Annotated in this window: 13 protein-coding genes; 2 read left to right on the top strand and 11 right to left on the bottom strand. The window is 41.9% G+C overall.

The features are described 5' to 3' along the window. Positions 1-7: 7 nt before the first annotated feature. The 9 genes from ACED29_RS03545 to ACED29_RS03505 all read right to left on the bottom strand — a co-directional run bounded on the left by ACED29_RS03545 (position 8) and on the right by ACED29_RS03505 (position 13,395). Positions 8-3,169 carry an efflux RND transporter permease subunit gene (locus ACED29_RS03545; RefSeq protein ID WP_371697051.1) on the bottom strand — a complete coding sequence of 1,054 codons (3,162 nt, stop codon included), beginning with the start codon at positions 3,167-3,169 and terminating at the stop codon, positions 8-10. A 3-nt stretch (positions 3,170-3,172) separates the two neighbouring features. Then, on the bottom strand, positions 3,173-4,381 hold the full coding sequence (locus ACED29_RS03540) for an efflux RND transporter periplasmic adaptor subunit (RefSeq protein ID WP_371697050.1): 1,209 nt from the start codon (positions 4,379-4,381) through the stop codon (positions 3,173-3,175). Beyond that, a complete protein-coding gene (locus ACED29_RS03535; protein WP_371697049.1) occupies positions 4,371-5,774 on the bottom strand; it encodes a TolC family protein in 1,404 nt (467 codons plus the stop codon). Before ACED29_RS03535 ends, ACED29_RS03540 begins: the two co-directional genes overlap by 11 nt. A gap of 200 nt (positions 5,775-5,974) precedes the next feature. Then, positions 5,975-6,427, bottom strand: coding sequence for a hypothetical protein (locus ACED29_RS03530; RefSeq protein WP_182696858.1), 453 nt, complete (start codon positions 6,425-6,427; stop codon positions 5,975-5,977). Between the two features lie 10 nt (positions 6,428-6,437). Then, positions 6,438-7,094 carry a molecular chaperone gene (locus tag ACED29_RS03525; RefSeq protein WP_371697048.1) on the bottom strand — a complete coding sequence of 219 codons (657 nt, stop codon included), beginning with the start codon at positions 7,092-7,094 and terminating at the stop codon, positions 6,438-6,440. A 75-nt stretch (positions 7,095-7,169) separates the two neighbouring features. Beyond that, positions 7,170-7,847, bottom strand: coding sequence for a DMSO/selenate family reductase complex B subunit (locus tag ACED29_RS03520; RefSeq protein ID WP_162024027.1), 678 nt, complete (start codon positions 7,845-7,847; stop codon positions 7,170-7,172). 15 nt (positions 7,848-7,862) lie between these two features. Continuing rightward, positions 7,863-10,409 carry a DMSO/selenate family reductase complex A subunit gene (locus tag ACED29_RS03515; RefSeq protein WP_182696860.1) on the bottom strand — a complete coding sequence of 849 codons (2,547 nt, stop codon included), beginning with the start codon at positions 10,407-10,409 and terminating at the stop codon, positions 7,863-7,865. 32 nt (positions 10,410-10,441) lie between these two features. Further along, positions 10,442-12,436: an MtrB/PioB family decaheme-associated outer membrane protein gene (locus ACED29_RS03510; RefSeq protein WP_371697047.1), complete on the bottom strand. Its 1,995-nt coding sequence runs from the start codon at positions 12,434-12,436 to the stop codon at positions 10,442-10,444. A gap of 14 nt (positions 12,437-12,450) precedes the next feature. Then, on the bottom strand, positions 12,451-13,395 hold the full coding sequence (locus tag ACED29_RS03505; protein ID WP_371697046.1) for a DmsE family decaheme c-type cytochrome: 945 nt from the start codon (positions 13,393-13,395) through the stop codon (positions 12,451-12,453). 454 nt (positions 13,396-13,849) lie between these two features. Here ACED29_RS03505 and ACED29_RS03500 point away from each other — a divergent pair, with 454 nt between their 5' ends. Then, on the top strand, positions 13,850-14,644 hold the full coding sequence (locus ACED29_RS03500; RefSeq protein ID WP_182696863.1) for a Crp/Fnr family transcriptional regulator: 795 nt from the start codon (positions 13,850-13,852) through the stop codon (positions 14,642-14,644). Between the two features lie 130 nt (positions 14,645-14,774). On the opposite strand, the gene ACED29_RS03495 is transcribed toward ACED29_RS03500, so the two are convergent. Both ACED29_RS03495 and ACED29_RS03490 read right to left on the bottom strand, forming a co-directional pair. Next, positions 14,775-16,154: a sigma-54-dependent transcriptional regulator gene (locus tag ACED29_RS03495; RefSeq protein ID WP_371697045.1), complete on the bottom strand. Its 1,380-nt coding sequence runs from the start codon at positions 16,152-16,154 to the stop codon at positions 14,775-14,777. Then, the gene (locus tag ACED29_RS03490) at positions 16,151-18,118 is read right to left on the bottom strand and encodes an ATP-binding protein (protein WP_371697044.1); all 1,968 of its coding nucleotides are present in this window, start codon (positions 18,116-18,118) and stop codon (positions 16,151-16,153) included. Before ACED29_RS03490 ends, ACED29_RS03495 begins: the two co-directional genes overlap by 4 nt. 401 nt (positions 18,119-18,519) lie before the next feature. Here ACED29_RS03490 and ACED29_RS03485 point away from each other — a divergent pair, with 401 nt between their 5' ends. Continuing rightward, positions 18,520-20,310: a flavocytochrome c gene (locus ACED29_RS03485; protein WP_124015267.1), complete on the top strand. Its 1,791-nt coding sequence runs from the start codon at positions 18,520-18,522 to the stop codon at positions 20,308-20,310. The last annotated feature ends 68 nt before the right edge of the window (positions 20,311-20,378 follow it).

Genomic DNA, 20,378 nt, shown 5'->3' with positions numbered 1-20,378 from the left:
CCTCGGTTTACGACGCCACTGAGCTAGTCTTATGATGATTTGGGCGCAGTTTAGCCATAACGTGATTGATAAATGCTTTTGACTCACATTGAATGAGCAACAAAGATGGCGTCAAAATCAAGGTGATGACGGTAGCAAATAAAATACCATAACCCAGCGCTGCCGCAGCAGGTATTAAAAACTGTGCTTGTGATGAGGTTTCGCCTAACAAAGGTGCTAAACCAGCAAAGGTCGTCACTGAGGTAAGCAATACCGCACGAAGCCGGCTGGTACATGACTCAACAATAGCATCGTGTACCGACAAACCCTCTTCTTTAATCAACTCGTTATAGCGCGATACCAGCAATAGACTGTCGTTTACCACCACGCCACTTAAGGCCAAAATACCATTTAACGATAAAATACTAATGGTTAAGTCATTCCACCAATGGCCTAAAATGGCGCCAACAATACCAAACGGAATCGCGGTCATGATAATCACCGGTTGTATGTATGATTTTAACGGGATGGCTAGCAAGGCATAAATGGCAATTAACGCCAGCACAAACATCGACCCTATCGAACTTGTGGTTTCAGCTTGTTGCTCAGCTTCACCGGCAAAATTGAAACTCACACCGGGGTATTGCACTGCTAACTGCGGCACTAACGTCTGCTTTAGCTGACTAACAAGCTCGTTTGAGGCAATTTTATCTTTGTCTAGTACAGCACTGATGTATACCGCCCGTTGACTGTCAATACGGGTAATGTTCGACGGTTGGTAATCATTAAAAATCTGCGCCACGTGGCTTAATGGCACAATAGTACCGTCGCTAGTTCGAACATTGGCAAGCTTAATATCTTCGATGGTTTGACGATCTTCATCAGGGTAACGTACTCGTACTTTTACCTCATCTTTGCCACGTTGAAAACGCTGTACTACACCACCGCCAAATGACTGCAATATCTGGCTCGATAAGGTTTCGGTGTCAAATCCCAGGGCCCGACCTTGCGCGGTTAATTCAAAACGATATTGCGGCTCGCCTATGTCTAAATTGTTATCGATACCACTGACGCCATCCATGGTTTCTAGCTGCGCTTTTATCGCTTGGCCAACAGCAAAGACGGAATCGGTATCGCTGGCTTTAATTTCCACTTTAAAATTATCAAGCATTTCTTGCTTCGACAATATTTTCAGCTTTTTTATGCCTTCCATTTGGCCAACAAGCTCAAGCCATTTTTGGCTAAATTCTTTGAGGCTATAAGGACTGTCTGGCGCTAACTCAACCTGAACTTGGCCCGAGTCACTGCTGCTTGCCATCACATGCAAGCTGGTTAAATAGCTGTCCTTATTATGCTGTTGTTCGGCCACCAGCTGAGCATCGACTTGTTTTGCAGCAGTTTCTAAGGTCATTAAATTTTTATAGGTCTGGCCAAAACTGGCGTCATTTTGCATCGAAAAGTCGGCAACGACAGTGTCGCCAGCAATATCAGGAAAAAATGCCACTCGCACGCTGCCCGTTATCGGCATACCTGCAACCACAATAAACAGTGCGATAAACAGCAATACCACCGCATAACGAAACCGTAATGCAAACTCAATAAGTGGCTGATAAATCACTCGACTAAACCACTGCAAGCCACTATCGGCAGCATGTTGGATATGATTAAACCATGATTTCTTGGCACTTTTTTGAGTATTAATATGCGCTAAATGTGACGGTAGAATAAATTTAGATTCAACCAACGACAACATCAAACAAATGGCGACGACAGTACCAAACTGGGCATAAATCTGCCCTAAATTACCTTCAACATTAGCTAAGGCAACAAAAGCGACTACTGTGGTTAACACACCAAATATCGTTGGGGTTGCCACTTTTAAAGTACCTTTGATAGTGTTGTCGATGTTGTCGCCGTATTTTTGCCGAGTGCTATAAACACTCTCGCCCACCACCACTGCATCATCGACGACAATCCCCAGCGCCATAATAAATCCAAAAGTGGTCATTTCATTTAGGCTTAAGCCAGCAAAAGTATTGCTCATAAAAAACAAGGTGCCGAAGAACACAAACGGTAACCCTGCAGCAACCCAAAACGCCACTCGCAAGTTTAAAAATAACGCTAAAATAATGAATACCAAAGCGATACCACTCAAGGCATTTTTAACCAATAAGCTTAAGCGTTCGATAATCAGCGTGCTTTTGTCATGCCAAGTAGCAATACTGACGTTGTCGGGTAATACATTAGAACTGCGCCATTTTTCGACGACTTGCTTAGCTTGCTCAACAATATCAACAATATCGCCATTTTCGTCCATCACAATTTCAATCGCGCTTGAGTTAGCTTGGTTATAACGCGACAACACAAAGGTATCGTCGGCAAAACCGTCTTTAATAGTCGCAATATCACCTAAGGTTATCAGCGAACCTTGACTGTTGGTGATCACCGGAATCGCCATAAAATCGTCTAATTGGTAAGCTTGCTGTGATACTTTTAGCCGCACGGTTTTGTCGTCGTTATATAGGCTAGTCGAAATGGATGCTGACGATTCGGCATTCACAGCACTGGCCACGGAGGCAAACGTCAGTCCATAGGCTTGCAACTTAGCTTCATCAATTTCTATAGAAATCATCGGTTCGGCTTTGGCTTTAATCTCGAGATCGTGAATGGCTGACTGACTTAATAAATCCGATTTAAGTTGTTCGGCTAATGCCTGCAACGTCGCGCGGTCGGCATCGCCGTAGATCTCAATCCACAAGGCATGATCTTGCATGCGCATTTTATCAATAACGGGTTTTTCAGCTTCACTAGGAAAGTTATAAATCGCATCGACATTGGTTTTAATATCAGTGAGTAAAGTGTCTAAATCATAAGCGCTGGTTTTCTCAATTATCACACTACTGCCATTGGCGTTGGATGTTGACGTTATCCGTTTTATGCCCGGCACGGTTTCTAATGCATCTTCAATTTTAATTGCTATGCCTTCTTCAGCCAGCACTGGGTCGCCACTGTCGTAAGTCACCGACACTGTCACCCTGTCGGGTTCTAAACTCGGAAAGGCCTCTTTGCGTAAGCTGCCTAAGGAGAAAAGACCCACGATTATCATGGCAATTAACAGCAAGTTAGCCGCTACTGAATTTCTAGCAAACCAGGCTATCGCCCCTGAGTGTGTAGATTGAGATCCCGACATGGCTTAAACCTCTAACTTAGCAAGCACCTTAGTGCCCACTTTAAAGCTGCTTAAAGGGCGCTTAACAATTTGGATTAAGCTCGGTCGACCTCTTTGCTCACTAACAATAGGCAATACATACACAAAACCGTCTTTTTCAAAGGCGATATTGGCAGCTGATTTAGCCAATTGACTGCTATCATTGATAAACCAAATATCACCTTGTTGTGAAATAGCCGACGACGGTAATTGCCATAAATCACTTAATGATTTGCCGTTGATTTGTGCTTTAACAAAGGTGCCTGGATACAAGTGAGTTTGTTGCGTGAGTGGATTGTCGACCACCACAATTAATGAACGTTGACGACTAGTTTGGGTTAAATGCTGTTCAACACGCTCAATATAACCTTGCCACTGGTTACGACCATCGGCGCTGTACAAGGTGACATCCCAAGGGGTTTTAGCAAGCTGTGCATTGTCAAACTCTGGCAGGTTTTGCCACTGTAAATCTGACAATGGCACATTAATTTCAACGTCTGCAACGCTGTATAAAGTGCCCAGTTGGGTGCCGGTTTGTACATAACTTCCGGGCTGAATATCACGACTCACCACTAGCGCATCAAATGGCGCAGTAATCTTGGTATAGGCCACATCTTGCTTAGCTTTTTTAAGGATTAACTTGGCATTTTCTAATGCGGCAGTCGCTTGGGCCAATTGTGGAGTTCTGAGCACTAACGGTGATTCAGGCTCACCAGAAAAACCTGAACGTAACCATTCTGATTTGGCTTGCTCACCTTGGCGTTGTTCCTCGAGTAAATCGAGCTCAGCCTGGGCGACATCGGTTTGCGCTTGCGTTAATGCTTGCTGATAACTGATATCATTAATTTGGCCTAATACTGTGCCTTTTTTAATCACCAGACCGGATTCAAATTGACGATGTACACTGTCAATCTTACCGCTTACTTCGGCGCTTAACGTAAGTTCATAACGTGGTCTTGCTTCACCAAAACCGATGACTTCAGCTTGATATTGTTGTCCATTGACAGCCACTACCCCCACTTGAGGTAATAATGAGATTGCTGCTGTACTCGCCACTGGGTTAATAGGTTGCTCTGTAGTAGATGCTTGTTGGTTAGGCGCAGGCGGTAATTGCGAGACGGTATAACCTAAGGCAGCAAAAATACTGCCCAATGATAATACGGTGACAATAACGTTTAGACGATTAAGCTTCATGTAATACCCCTAAGCCCAACGCTAGGCCTAAATCAATACGGTTTATAAGACGGTTATAAATGGTGTTAGCAAGTTGCGCTTCAACATCAAAGGTTTGCTGTTGCACGGTTAGTAAATCAAAAATGTCGACTAAGCCTTGACGATACTTTTGCTCGTAACTGACAAAACTGCGCTCGGCGCTGAGTTGCGCTTCAATTAAATGCTGTTGTTGTTTGGCGAGGGAGTATTCTTGGCCCACAGTGTTTTCCACTTCGTTAACCGCATTTAATAGGGTTTCTTGATAGACCCAATAGCGCTGCTCTGTGGTTAATTGGGCTAACTCAGCTTGTGATGATAATTTGCCACCTTGGAACAAGGGCGCAGATAATTGCCCAAGCACACTCCATAAAGGTCCGGTGAGTAATGCATCAGTTGGCGACTGCGCCATGTCGGTCAAACTGGCTGATAAACTGATCGACGGCAGCATAGCCTTATAGGCGGCATCGGTACGTAATGCTTCGGCTTCAATATTGTAAAATGCAGTTTTAATATCAGGACGTTGACTTAGATTTTGTTGCCCTAGTGAGTTAATGGGATTCAGCACTGCAGGAAATTCCGCAGTAATGTTTACCGCTAAATCGTTGCCGGTCCATTGCCCTGTAAGCAAGGTCAAATCACGCTTGCTTTGGGCAAGCTGTTGTTGATAATCGGCTAAGGTAGCTTGTGTACTGGCGACACTAGTATTGGCATTATCGAGATCTTCTAAACTGCCTAAGCCAACACGATAACGCGCTAAAATAAGTGCTTTATTGTTGTCTAATACCGTTAAACGCTGGGTTTCAATCGCCACAAGTTGTTGTTTAAGGCTAATGTCTAACCAACCTCGCATCACGTTGGCAGCGACTAAGTCTTGCGCGCTTTGTAGGCTGGCTTGCGTGCTGGCAATGTCTTTTAATGCAGCGTTGCTGCTGTCAGCAACTTTTTGCCATAAATCCAGCTCCCAACTCACGGTAATATCAGTGGTATAACTGTCATCGCTGTCTTCGGTTGAAGTGCCGCTAAAGCTGGCATCTACTGACGGCAAACGGTTAGCAGAAGTAATACCGTGTTGGGCATAGGCCATTTTCAATGCCACTACGCTTTGTTGCAAACTAGGGTTATTCTGCAAAGCAGCAGATATAAAGCTTTGCAATTCAGGTACATTAACTAAGTCAGTTAAACGCGCTATCGATTGTGTCGGCACATCTGGTGTCTTTGAGGCCAGCAGCAACTGCTCAATTAAACGTTGGCTAGTATCCGCCTCTGCTTGACTGGCTCGGTCAGCGTAATTGACATTATCGACACTGCTGCAGCCCAACAGGCTCGTCACCATCAGTGCCAGCATCGCTTTTCGTAGCGCCGGTTTTACCATCATCAACTGCATCCCCAAACCTGTGTATTACACAATAATGGCACTAGCATACTGATGGAGGGGTTAAGGCGAGGTTAAGGTGTGGGGGGATGGAACTTGGGGATAATATTGAAAGCGGATAAATAAAACCAAACAGACAATATAAAGATTTATCTTCATTGTCATCTCTGCCAATAAAATTAACGCTGCTATCTGGTTACCTTCTATTTCATATTTTTAATCGTATTTCTACTTTCTAGCTCAATTGAATACACCTGACTATAAATTTTTTTAATTAGATCAATCAAATCACCACTACTTTGACCATCTCGTTTTTGACTAACCCATACATTAGACAAGGTAAGAATGAGTCTTTCCGCTTGGTTTAAACTACTTTTTTGAGATACTTTTATAAATAAAAGTTGGCAACTGATAATTAAACATTTAACAACCAACTCATTTTCTAGTGGACTTTCAGTATCTTGTTTTTCTTTTGTTAACCATTGAGGTTCACCCTCACTGTACACTAACGCAGCAATCAAGTTAGCCACAGTCTTTATATCTGTGGCACCATTAAACAACTGCATTATTTCATCTGAGCGTTGAAAACTTAATAATAAGCTATAACCAAGATCGGCCTTATGCCACTGCTGTACTAATGCTTGAAGAAATGCCATAGATATTAACCTATCGATAAATTGCTATTCGTTTGGGGTTAAGTTCAAATGTTTGTTCCAGATACAAAAGGTATTCTTTAGCCAAAATAGAGAACGCTTTGTAATAATCTGTTTCAGCATGGGAATAGGCTAGATCTAAACATCGGTAAGCCCAAGGAAGTAAATGCTTTTCTAACAGCTCATTAATTGTTTTTTGATAAAGTGGATTTGTTGGATCTTCAGTCGCCTTGTTTAATAAGAAAGATAATACCGCAAATATTAACCCAATATGATCTAGAGGTTCGTTGGTTCTCATGTCTATATTGATGTCATTAACTGCATAAAACTGTTTTAACGTAACGGTACTAAAGTCATTAAGTAACTGTGAAGAGCTGGTATAAGCAGACCCCCACGGTGCAGCAAAAGGTGTTCCTGGGCCGTAAAAAAGCATGCCGTAATCTAGCTTAAGCCTAATCAACTCAGCTTCATCACCGGTCCATTGAGCAAGATAAGCTTTTAGGTGCGTTAATCCTTTAATGTTGGTATCGGTTACTAACAGCTGAGGCCAATTTTCAACAATATCTTGATCTTTAAAGGTATTGATCAAATCCAACTCAGGATAAATAGTCAGCACAGAATGCAATACATTGGCAATGGCTTGTAAATCTTGAAGCTTTTCAATGTTCATATCGTTCATATTTGCTTATAAATTTAAGTAGGATGGAAGGGTGTAATACGCTGATTACACCCTCTATTCAATAATTTATACTTCTCGAACGTTTAAGATCCGCCCCGTACTTGCACCAACAGGTTGGGCCTTCTTTGACGCTTTAACAATTAAGTTAGGCGAGGTAATCGATTCAGAAGGAAGTGGCGCAAAGTGACCATCACCGTTACCGTATTTAGCTCGTAGGTTTTCCATCGTATCAAAGTCCAACGCTCGTAAAGGGCATGACTCTACACAAATCGGTTTCTTACCTTCTGCTAATCTATCGAAACAACCGTCACACTTGGTCATGACTTTGCGTTCAATATCAATCTGCGGCGCATCATATGGGCAAGCTCTTGAACAGCTTTCACAGCCAATACATAACGACTCTTGAACCAGTACCAGTCCGTCTTCTTTTCTTTTATGCATAGCGCCAGTCGGACAAGCTTTGACACACACAGGTTCATTACAATGGTTACAACCAACAGAGGCATAATAAGCAAATACATTTTGATTATAACTTTCGTCGCCATTTTGATCCCATGAACCACCACCGTATTCATAAACCCGACGCCATAACATACCAGGCATTGCCGATACGCCTTGATTAGTGACATCATCCTTACTGCGTGTTTTGCCAACCATTCGATCTTTACAGGCTATATGGCAGGTTTTACAGCCAGTGCATTTGCTGCTATCGAAATAAAATCCTAATTGAGTTTCTTGTGTCATTTTAATTTACCCCTATCAAGCCTTGACTACCTGAACACGATTGGTGTGCTGTGGATTTCCCTTTGATACTGGAGAAGGATGATATTTTGTCAGTGTATTAATACAGCCTCCAATATCCACAACATGGCCAGATGGACCCACTTTGCCACTCGCATCTGGTTTATACCAAGCACCTTGCCCTAAAGAGCACACACCAGGAGTAACTCTAGGAGTGAGTTTTACAGGCAGTTCAATTGTTCCTCTACCGTTATAAACATGAACCATATCGCCATCAGCTAATCCACGAGAAGAGGCATCTTTCGGGTTCATCCAAACTGCATCTTCTACGGCTTCCCGTAACCATGGGACATTATGGTAACTTGAGTGAGTTCGACCTTTAGTGTGGTAACCACATAACTGTAATGGGTAGCCAGCATCAATAGTGTCTTGATCTTGATAGCCGTCCCAAGTCACCACATATTGCGGTAATGGAGTAATTTGGTCTCCAGTAGGCAAAGACCAAGTGGCCGCTTTACGTGCAAGTGATAATGAGAAAATCTCAAATTTTCCAGAAATTGTCGGTCTAGGGTTCGCTATTGGATCTTGAATATAAGACTCAAATGCAACCACTGATGAAGACATGTATTTACGGAAAACCCCAATTTTCTGTGCCTCCTCATAGGTATCGGGCATATCAACATCGGCATTCATCGCCTTGGTTTGTTGATAAAGCTTTTCACACCATTGTTGGCCGTTAAGCCCTTCGGTGTATTCAGCTCCATAACCCATAGCATTCGCAATCCCAGCACAAATTTCATACATAGATTGTGATTCGCCTAGTGGCTTCAATGAGGTGCTCATGAAGGTTGCATACGCCATTTGACCCGATGCATATGAATCGTTGGCATAATCGACTGATTCTAACCATGTACTGTCTGGCAATAAGTAATCGGCAAACTTAGCAGAAGGTGTCATCCAACAATCACTGACAATAATCAGTTCACACATACTGTCATCTTGGAGGATTTGCGCGGTGCCATTACTGTCTGAATGTTGATTGACTAAAGCATTACCGGCACAGTTAATAATTGCCTTAATGTTGGTGCCCAATGTAGCAGGATTATTATCGACTCGTTCTTGACTGCCGCTAGAAGTGAAACGAACACCATCAGTAGTTCCACTGAACTCTTCACCACGAACAACGGCATCTGACCATGTGAAAACAGGGATAGTAACCTCTACAGGGTTACTGCCAGTAGGCATACCCGAAACACCAAAACTATAACTTGACGGCATGGCACCGCTATTTACACCCGCACGGCCTATTTTTCCGGTCATAATGGCTAGGGTATACACGGCGCGAGTCGCTTGATCGCCATTTGCATGACGACTAATACCCGCACCAGCAGAAATATATGGCGCTTCAGCGGCCATAATAGCAGTGGCTAGTTGTTCTATTTTATTCGCTGGAACGCCACAGACTACGGCGGCCCAAGCTGGTGTTTTCGCACCTTCTTGCTCAAATATGCCTTGGCCCATAATATAATCATGGTAGTTTTGTGCTGGGTCGATAAATTCAGCGTGTGAAGCAATAAACGGATCAGCATTTAGCGTAACAGACGCCTTAGTGTTCACTAACGATGCTTCGTCATAACCCACTGCATATTTGTCTAAAAATGGTTTGGCATGTTGATCAACCCAACCACTATTTATCATTTGATAAATAACCGCTTCAATTAATGCGGCGTCAGTACCAGGACGAATAGCAAGCCACTCATCTTCATTACCCCGCATTGAATCTGTGTATCTGGGTTCAACCATCCACACTTTAATATTCTTTTTATTACTTTCTAAAGATTTAACAAAGTCATAGCCTTCGCCACTACCACTCATGCGTATCTCATTTGGATTAAAACCAAACCCAATAAATAAATCTGAGTTAACGATTTCGCTTAACGAACTACCACCAATGCTATCCCATTGATCGCCATAAGTGGCCATACACGCTGGATACACACCGGCCCATGAATAATCCCAATGGTGGTCTAGAAAACCGCCATTTAAATTCAATAGGCGACCCCAAGTAGCGGTATTCGATGAGAAACCATAATAAGCACCTGTACCGTAATGCATGTAAATTGATTCAGGGCCGTAGTTATCTTTAATAGCTTGTAATTTCGTGCCTATTTCTGAATAAGCTTGTTCCCAACTGATAGGGACAAATTTTGCCTCACCTCTTTTGCCGACTCGTTTCATTGGAGAACGTAGTCGATCAGTTGCATAGGTTCTTTGACGAAGTGAGCGTCCACGAGGACATGCTCGAGCTTGATGGTTTACACCATATTCATCAGTTGTTTCATGGTCAGTTTCAATTCGGGTGATAACACCATCTTTACTGAATACTTTAATAGGGCAATTTGAACCGCAATTGACTAAGCATGCAGACCAGTTAAGCTGTTCAAGCGAACTTTCAGGTACTTCTGGCGGTACTACATTGATTTCTTTCGCACTATCTTCACACCCAGTGATAGTTGCTGCAGCGCCAATTGCTGCACTCATTTTTAAGAAATTTCTACGTTCCATTTCTATATCCTCGCGTAGTATTTACGATACGTTTAATGCAATTTGTAGCTAAATGACAACATCACTTGGTGTGCGTTATAGTCATGGTTTATATCTTGAAGTGTTATTAGTCCGGGTATACTTACAATCCCAGTAGATGCAGCATCAGTATCGTAATAGCGTTCGTATCGATAGCTGAGTTTGAGTGCCATTTGTGAGTTTAATGCATAATCAGCATAGACACTGGCACTGTGGTTATAACTGTAATAGTCACCGTATGGTTGACTATCATCAACAATCACATTGGTATTACTGGTTGAATTAGCAAATAGATAATCCATACCTATAATTAATTTATCTTGCATTAAGCCACTATAATTAAGCCCTGCACCAATATTAATAAACTCATCTTCTATATCTGAGTACCAATATGAATTGCCAACTTGACTACCGGCTTGCGATGAGTTGATCCATTGCTGCCCAATAAATCCATAAGTATCAATATACTGATTAATATGAAAACTGACATTGACATCATAACCATAATCTTCTGAATCTAATAAACCGACATCCGTATCTTTATATTCATCCTTGGCATATCGAGAGGTAATATCGACATTAATCCAATCATTAGGTGTATGCGTTAACTTTAATTCATAGGCATTACGGGTTCGATCTGCCAAATAATACTTTCTTAAGACTGCATTATCTTCTGAGGCTGTTAATATATCTGACTCATATTTAGAACCATCTCTACTAGCATACTCAGACTTTACATTAATATTAAACATTTCAAACTTACGGATATTTAATTTCGTCCATAAGGTGTCATTTTGAGTTGTTTCACGTTCACTATAATTGCGAGTGATTTCTTTACTGTCATAACCTGCCTGTAAACGATAACCACTGGCAATTCGATAGCTCGCATTTATGCCATAATTTTTACGTTCGTAATCTAAAGGGGTATTTTGTCTAAATGCACCCGTTAAACTATTAAAGTTATATTGAGCAAACTCTGCAGTCGAACTCTGATTATCTCGCTTGTTATAATCGATGTTGCCACCTAAGCGAAGTCGATTATTCATCATTGATGTCACTGCAAAACGGCCATCAGTGGTATTAACCTGACCGTCCCAGCTTTGCAGTGGATTACCACTCATTTGAATTAAGTTTTCATCTTGGATCATGCGACCCGTTGCAACTCGTCCACTCATCACGGTCTGATCAAAGCGGTAATTGCCAGAAAGTGATATTTGATGCGCTTGGCTGTCTGGAGAGGCGGCATAAACATCGTTTAAATAAGGCAGACTTAAGTCGCTTATTTTATTATTGTAAATGCTTCCTGAATAACTCAATTCGCTCATCCAATTATCGCCATTAAGACCTATCCCAGCATCCCATTGATAAGTCGTCGCGTTCACCGGCAAGCCAATATTGATAGGGCTAGGCGTCACGATACTGCTTGAGCTGTGACCAGTTTTCTCTTCTTGGCTGTAACTGACAAAGCTATTGTAAGCATCTTGGCTAAATACCACGCCAATGCCTAATTTCTCTCGTTCTAGCGCTAAGTTAAACGTATTAACATCAGTACTTGGAGTCAGCATTCCATCGTTATGCCACAACTGACTATTTACATCATCAGCTTTAATCGTTTTGATTGCAGCGTAATCTAATACCACCTCATATAAGCCTGAATCCCCAATTTGTAAACTAGCAAAGCTATTATCGAAACCCAATTGGTGAGCAGTTATTTGGGCTTGATAGCCAGATTTGTTCAGGAACAAAATATCACTGCTTAACGAACCAATAGCGCCATCTTCTGAAGTGCCTAATGCGTTACCGGCATGCATATCATCAATGTCGTTATAGCCAAAAGCCACATCGATCTTACCGCTATAATCTGTATTCTCGCCACAACGGTTACATTCATAATTACTGGTTTTTACATGACTAGTATTAGCATTACTCACCCCAAAATTCGCTGCGAAACTGTGTCCAGATACCGCCACTAATATCGATACAGTAATAAGATTGATTTTAAATGACATAATCTTGCTCTCCATTAGCGTTGCAGCAAGCTGCCTGAGGGATGATTTGAACCATGTATTTGACTGTGGCAATTCAAACAACTTTTACCGCCACCAAAGGCATCAATACCTGACTCAGCGACCACTCGACTAGCGTGTCCATCATTGGCATGACATTGCTGACACAATTGCGGAGCGCGTTGCTTAACGAGTGATTCATTGACACTGCCATGAGGGTTATGACAAGTGACACAATTTTCTGTTACTGGTGCATGTTCCCATAAGAAAGGCCCACGTTTTTCAGCATGACAGCCATAACAAGTATCATTAACTGTGGGGTTAACTAACGCATTTTCACTCATTGAGCCATGAGCTGAGTGGCAATCAACACATGTCATGCTGTTCCACTTTAAAGGGTGTGAAGAGCGCTTATTCATGTCGCCTTTTTGGCTGGTATGACAGCTAACACAAGTGTCATTAACAGTGAGCTTATCCATAACAGGGTCTTTGGCTGCATGGATTTTGTGACAATCTACACAGGCAACTTCTTCAAGATTATGGGTACTGTTGTGCCAGCTCATCTGCTGTGCATCGTTATGACACCCTTCACAAACACTGTTTTGAGAACTTACCGGCAACTTACTTTTTGCACCAAAAGCAATCATCGGCTCCTTACCACCTCGATTATGATTGCCTTGTGGACCATGACATGCTTCACATTGCAAGCCTGCCATCGGAGATGCGTCTGAAATGACTTTGCCGTGCGTACCCTTAAATAAGTCCATCACCTGTTCATTTTTCTTATGACACATAAGGCAAGAATCTGCCCCTTTAGGAGAATAATTTCCGTCAGTAAATTTTTGTTGCAGTGTAGTGTCTAATTGTTCTGCGGTTAAATCGTCCCACGGTAATGCAAGAGCACTTTGCATTACTAAGAGTCCACAACCAATGAGCATGGCAAGTTGATAGAGAGATCTCATTGTTAAATACCTCCTTAAATCTGAATTTTTTACTTTCATGTCACTACCTGTGAAATAATTACTTTTTAACGTCAGTTACTATGTTTGTTCTAGAAAATATAATCGAAAGCTTATTTGTTGTTATCAAGGTTTAAACCAAAGAACACTAACTGGCTGGCCCCTACTTAACATTCCGTTATCATCTGCGAACTTCTTGAGCTAATTTAATCAAACCATCCGCCTAAATACCTACATATAGGTATAAACAATCGTAAGTAACATGTGATTGACTTAACAGAAAATAAAACTAATTTAAATTACCAACATTCATCACAACTTAAAAAAAGATGTGAGAAATATCGCATAATATAAATATGCATAGAATTGAAACTAGTTAATTTATATTTCGGTTTATACTGTCAGATATTCAATTAGTAAATCATGTAATGAAAATTAAACGTTAAGGTATGTTGGTATGGCTCTAGTTATGTCTTTAAGTTCTGAAATGAAAGGGAAATCTACTATATTTTTTCCAGATGCAGTTAAACCCGACATAATGAGTTTTATTAAAGAAAATGGCGAAAAAAAAACCTTAAGTAAAGGTGAGCTAATACCTAAAAGTATTTTGCTTAATAATTTTATTTATTTAAACACCGGACTATTATTTTATATAAAAAGAACAAACAACTATACCAAACCTAAATTTGTTAATGTCATCATCCCGAATAGACTAACTGATTATCATTTACTATTAGAAAACAATTGTACTTGTTGTAAAAGTATTAAAGTAGCTCGAGATAGTGAGATAATAGTTGTCGATAAATCTTTGATTAAAAACTTAATAAAGAATGACATTGAGCTCTTTACACGTTTTATGTTTGATGCCAACTATTTTACCGAAAGACAAACCGCATTGGCTATTTTCTTATTAACATCGTCACCTGAAGATAAACTCATTAAGTTTCTATTCGATATTTTGGTCGCTTTTAAGACAGAGTTTTCATCAATGTGGCTTACTATTGATATTAAACTAACACGAGAAGAGATTGCTGACATACTGCATATTAGCGTCATAAAGCTAGACTTGATGCTGGGGAGCCTAAAGAAAAAAGGCATGCTAGCCAAAGAAAAAGGAATGTTTAGTATTAATACAGCATTATTTAATGAACTTTCTCCTTGCCCTTTAGGTAGAGAAGACGCCCAAGGATGCAAATCGAATAACATGCTAAAATTTAAAACAAAGAATATGATTGAAATCAATAATCAATAGCGAGACGCTAGAATTCAGTGATTCGAAACGTCGAGTGCAGCGTTAACACAAAAGTTTCGGCTAGAAACACATTAACAAGACCTGCACTCAGTCGCCGCTATATGTTAACTAAACTACATAATGTTCAGCTTTAATGTCCCTTCAACCGCCTGCTCAGCGCACTTTGACTAATGCCCAGTATTTGCGCTGCTGCGGTTTGGTTATTGGCAGTGCGGCTCATGGCTTCGTCCATTAATGCTTGGTTCATCTGCGCTATCGTGGGCAGTTGTTTGGGAAAAATAATGCGGTCTTGCGGCGCTGCCGTTAATGACTTGTGTTCATTAATCGCTTCCATAAAAGCAGAGGTATTAAGCGCTATGCCATCACTTCGGCTCACAGCATCAAAAACCATGCCTTTGAGTTCATGAAGGTTACCAGGAAAATCATAACTGGCGAGTTTGGGCGCTAAATCGGGAGGCTGAATAGGCGCAGGTAGATTCATTTCAGCGGCAGCAAGGGCGATGAAATGATTGATTAACATAGCAATGTCTAACTGCCGTTCTGCTAACGGTGGTAATTTAATTTTATGAGCCCGTAAGCGGTAGAGTAAATCGCTTCTAAACTCACCAGCTTGGTGTAGTTTGAGTAAGTCATCTTGAGTCGATACCACAAACTTACATTTAACCGGATAAGCGGTGTCGCTGCCTAAAGGGTAATATTGTTTAGTGTCTAACAACGCTAATAGCTTAACTTGAGCATCCAGAGGCAACGCGCCTATTTCATTCAAATACAGCACCCCACTTCCGACTTGATGCAATAGGCCTGCAACCGCTTCAAGCTCGCCATTATGGTGATGATACAGCTGGCCACTCATTTTTTGCTCAAAGGACTCGCTACTAATACCGGCAAGATTAATGCTAATAAAAGGTTCATTCGGGTTATAAAGCACATGGCAAGATTTGGCGAACTCGCTTTTGCCAGTGCCGCTTTCACCATAAATTAGCAAGGGTTCAGGGCTACAAGATACGGCTTCAAGATAACGAAATTGATCTAATAACTGTGGCTCGCAAGTTAAAATATTATTGAACGCTTGCGGGTTATCTAAAGTACGACTTAAGAATTTTTCTTTGATATACAGGTAGTTTCTTTCAAGCCCAACCACTTCTAGCGCTCGGCGTACCGTACGCGCGAGATTATCGACATTGTCTGTTTTGATAAAGTAGTCATAAGCGCCATTTTTAATACAGCGCACTGCAGTATCAACCTCATTCACCCCAGTCACAATAATCACCCGAGTATTGGGAAAGTCACTGCGGATCATCGCTAATAGCTCTTCGCCAGAGTGAAATGGCATAGTAAGATCGACCAGTACTAGCGCATAATCACCCACTTGTAAGCGGCTGTGTACTTGACGGCTATCTAGACAAGTATCTATGTCAGCCTCAGGAACGAGACGGTTAAGGGTTATCGCCAGTGTGCGTAACCAGGCGGCTTCGTCGTCGATTAACAGAATATTTCTGGCCAGTTTCATGTGTGTTGTTCCAATGCAAAAATCAGACTAATTTGCGTGCCTTTGCCTAAACTCGACTGCATCTGCATTTCGCCTTGATGCTCTTTAATTATTTTACTGCATACCGATAAACCCAAACCACTACCGCCCTCGTTGCGACGGGTGGTAAAAAAGGGCTCGGTAATACGTTTGAGCGTGGCGCTATTCATGCCGCAACCGTTATCGATAATGCTCAATATTGCCGTATTGCCAGCAATGCGAGTTTCTATAATAATCTCGCCATGTTGTTCAGTGCAGGCATGACAAGCATTTTGAATAAGGTTGATTAATACCTGATGTAACTGTTGCGCATCGCCCTTAATTATAGGACTAGGTTGACATAACCTCATGCTGATCTGATGGACCTTGGTTTGATTGGCAGTCAGACGCTGGGCAACTTGAACCACGTCATTTAGGCATACTCGAGCATATTGATCGGCAATATGCGGCATGGCATAACGTTTTAAGTCATTAACAATTCGGCTGATACGTTTGGCGCCCTCTTCAATAGAGCCGCAACTGTACTGAAGCTCTTCAATGGCAACATCTGGGGGTAATCCTGCAATAAGCCAAAAAGGATTTTGTTGCTGATAGTGCCTTGCTGCTGGGGTTAAGTCTTTTAAGGCCGCGGTAAATAATGATACCGCATGCACAATCAGGCCGGTTGGATTATTGATTTCATGAGCAATTCCCGCAGACAACTCCCCTAGTGACGCTAAACGGCTAACTTCTTCATTTGCTTGCCTCAATCTATGCTGCTCAGTGGTTTCCTCAAGTAGAATCACCACTTGTTTTTCTGCAATAGGATGGATTTGTAATTGCCAAAACTGCTGTTGATAGCGCATTTCTGCAATCAAGGGGGTTTGGCTAGAGAGTACCTCGAGCACCGCCGTTTTAAGAACAAATGCATGGTTATCGATATAGTAAAATGCTGCTGAATCTAACAAATGAATGTTGTTATCGTTACTCCATAAATGCTGCAAGTCTTGGTTTACTATGGTTACGCCATTGGGGATACCATCGAGAACAGATTGGAACTGTTTAGATAATTCAGATATCTCAGCTTCAATGCGCCTGCGCTGAATGAGTTCGGCATCAAGGGCTTTAGTATGACGGCGTAAACTAGCGCTTATCAATCCGGTGAAAATCATCCCGATAGCAGAAATAATCGCCACTAAAATGGCTAGAGCAAACATGCGCTTTTCAGAAGAGGTTAAATCCACTTTTTCACGCCCGGTACCAAACCATTTATTAACCAGTCTGTCGTATTCGCCTGATAATTTTAACTGCCTAAGGGCTTCATTAATTTGATACATGAGTTCAGTTTTCGACTCATTAGCGACAAAATTAAACGCGCCATAAATGAGTGCATCACTCGAACTGCGCACCGATGGATACAGCGGAAGTAAACGCCGCGCAACAAAGCTTTCAGCAATCACCACGTCGACTTGATTTTTAATCAGTAATTGAAAACCTGTTTCATACAAATCAACATCCACGCGGTCGAAATTTTGCAGATGATCAGATAAAAAAACATCAACAAAAGCGCCTTTTTTAATGGCCACCCGCTTACCAATCAAATCTGCCCAACTGTTAATTAAACCCTTACCCTGCAAAGTATAAGCTTTAGCGTGGGTAGCATAGATAGGATCAGATTGAGCTAACTTGCGATCCATGTTCACCGGGCTCACCACAACAATCACGTCAATATCGCTGTTAGGGTTATACACATCTTGAACTAATTGCTGAAAACTCTTACGCCGCACAAGAATGCGCTTGTTAGTAAGCTGACCAATTCTATCCATCAACTCAATGTTAAATCCTTGATCCACTCCGTTATTACGCCACTCTAATGGCGCTGTTTTTGAATGCACACCTAGCACAATGCTGTCTTGCGCGAATGCAGGAAAAGTGAGGGTAATAACTAATAGTAATAGGATCTTCATACTGCGATGTTAACTATTTCGCTCATTTGAAACTGTGCCGCATTCCGCGAATTAGTAAATCATTATGTACCTTTTACCTAAATATTAATTTGATGTGATCTAGCGCCACATAAACTATGCAAAAGTGCATACACGCCCTTAAAGCTATGCATCTTTGCATAGCACCTTTTCATGCTTGTGATTGAGTTGTCATTTCTGTCACTGCTGGTGTTTATCTTATTGCTGGTTTTAGTGGCATGGATAAAGATTAAGGTAAGCAGAAGTAACCGCTGAACAACTTAACACCTAATTTTAGACCGAACTTTTAAAGTGAAGTGATCTCACTTCAGCCACACTAAAACAATAACTGGCTTTTATACCTAATCAACTAAGCATCATTAGGTTTAGAAGGAGGAGCAAAAATGAAAAAAATGAAACTTGCAGTCTGCCTTGCCACGCTAATGGGCACAGCAGGCCTAATGGGCAACGCTGTTGCGGCTGATAACTTAGCTGAATTCCATGAGCAAAACCAAGAGTGTGATAGCTGTCATACTCCAGATGGCGAGCTATCAAACGACAGCTTAACCTATGAAAATGCCCAATGTGTTTCTTGCCATGGCACTTTAGCTGAAGTGGCTGAAACCACAAAACATGAACATTACAATGCCCATGCTTCACATTTTCCCGGTGAAGTGGCTTGTACCTCATGTCACAGCGCGCACGAAAAATCGATGGTGTACTGTGATTCTTGCCACAGCTTCGATTTCAATATGCCATATGCTAAAAAATGGAAACGTGACGAACCCACTATTGCTGAACTGGCCAAAGATAAAGCAGAACGTCAGGCTGCTCTTGCTAGTGCACCTCACGATACGGTTGATGTAGTGGTTGTCGGTTCTGGTGGCGCAGGTTTCTCTGCGGCAATATCGGCAACAGATAATGGTGCGAAAGTCATTCTGATTGAAAAAGAGCCTGTTATCGGCGGTAACGCTAAATTGGCTGCAGGTGGTATGAACGCTGCTTGGACTGATCAACAAAAAGCCAAAGAAATTAAAGATAGCCCTGAGCTAATGTTCAAAGACACCATGAAAGGCGGCCGTGATATAAACGATCCAGCATTAGTTGAAGTCTTAAGCTCACACTCTAAAGGCTCAGTTGATTGGATGACCAAAATGGGCGCCGATTTAACCGATGTTGGCATGATGGGTGGTGCATCGGTTAAGCGTGCACACCGTCCAACTGGTGGCGCAGGTGTGGGTGCTCATGTTGTTCAAGTGCTTTATGATAATGCCGTAAAACGCAATATCGACTTACGCATGAACACTCGTGGCATTGAAGTACTTAAAGATGACAGCGGCAAAGTGAAAGGTATTCTGGTTAAGGGAATGTATAAAGGTTACTACTGGGTGAAAGCCGATGCAGTCATCTTAGCAACGGGTGGTTTCGCTAAAAATAACGAACGTGTCGCTAAGCTTGATCCTTCATTAAAAGGCTTTATCTCTACTAACCAACCTGGTGCTGTAGGTGATGGTCTGGATGTGGCTGAAAATGCCGGTGGCGCTTTGAAAGACATGGAATACATCCAAGCTCATCCAACACTATCAGTAAAAGGTGGCGTAATGGTCACTGAAGCGGTACGTGGTAATGGTGCGATTTTGGTTAACCGTGAAGGTAAGCGTTTCGTCAACGAAATTACCACTCGTGATAAAGCATCTGCGGCAATCTTAGCGCAAACGGGTAAATCAGCTTATTTGATTTTTGATGACTCTGTACGTAAATCACTGTCTAAAATCGATAAGTATATTGGTTTAGGTGTTGCACCATCGGCAGACAGCTTAGTTAAATTAGGCAAGATGGAAGGTATTGACGGTAAAGCGTTAACCGAAACAGTTGCACGTTATAATAGCTTAGTGAGCAGCGGTAAAGACACTGATTTTGAGCGTCCAAATCTACCTCGTGCACTAAACGAAGGTAACTACTATGCAATCGAAGTGACACCTGGGGTTCACCACACTATGGGTGGCGTGATGATCGACACCAAAACTGAAGTCATGAATGCTCAGAAACAGGTTATACCTGGCTTGTATGGCGCTGGTGAAGTCACTGGTGGTGTTCATGGTGCTAACCGCTTAGGTGGCAATGCAATTTCAGGCATCATCACCTTCGGTCGCTTAGCAGGTGAAGAAGCGGCAAAATATTCTAAAAAGAACTAATCGATTTAGAATTAACTGACTCGCTAGTATCAGTAAGCCACAGTTCATTACTGTGGCTTTTTTTATGC

This window comes from Shewanella sp. 5S214 (assembly GCF_041439795.1).
GTDB classification, from domain to species: Bacteria; Pseudomonadota; Gammaproteobacteria; order Enterobacterales; family Shewanellaceae; genus Shewanella; species Shewanella vesiculosa.
The sequence above is the reverse complement of the archived record's forward strand: the minus strand, read 5'-3'. Positions and strand labels throughout refer to the sequence as shown.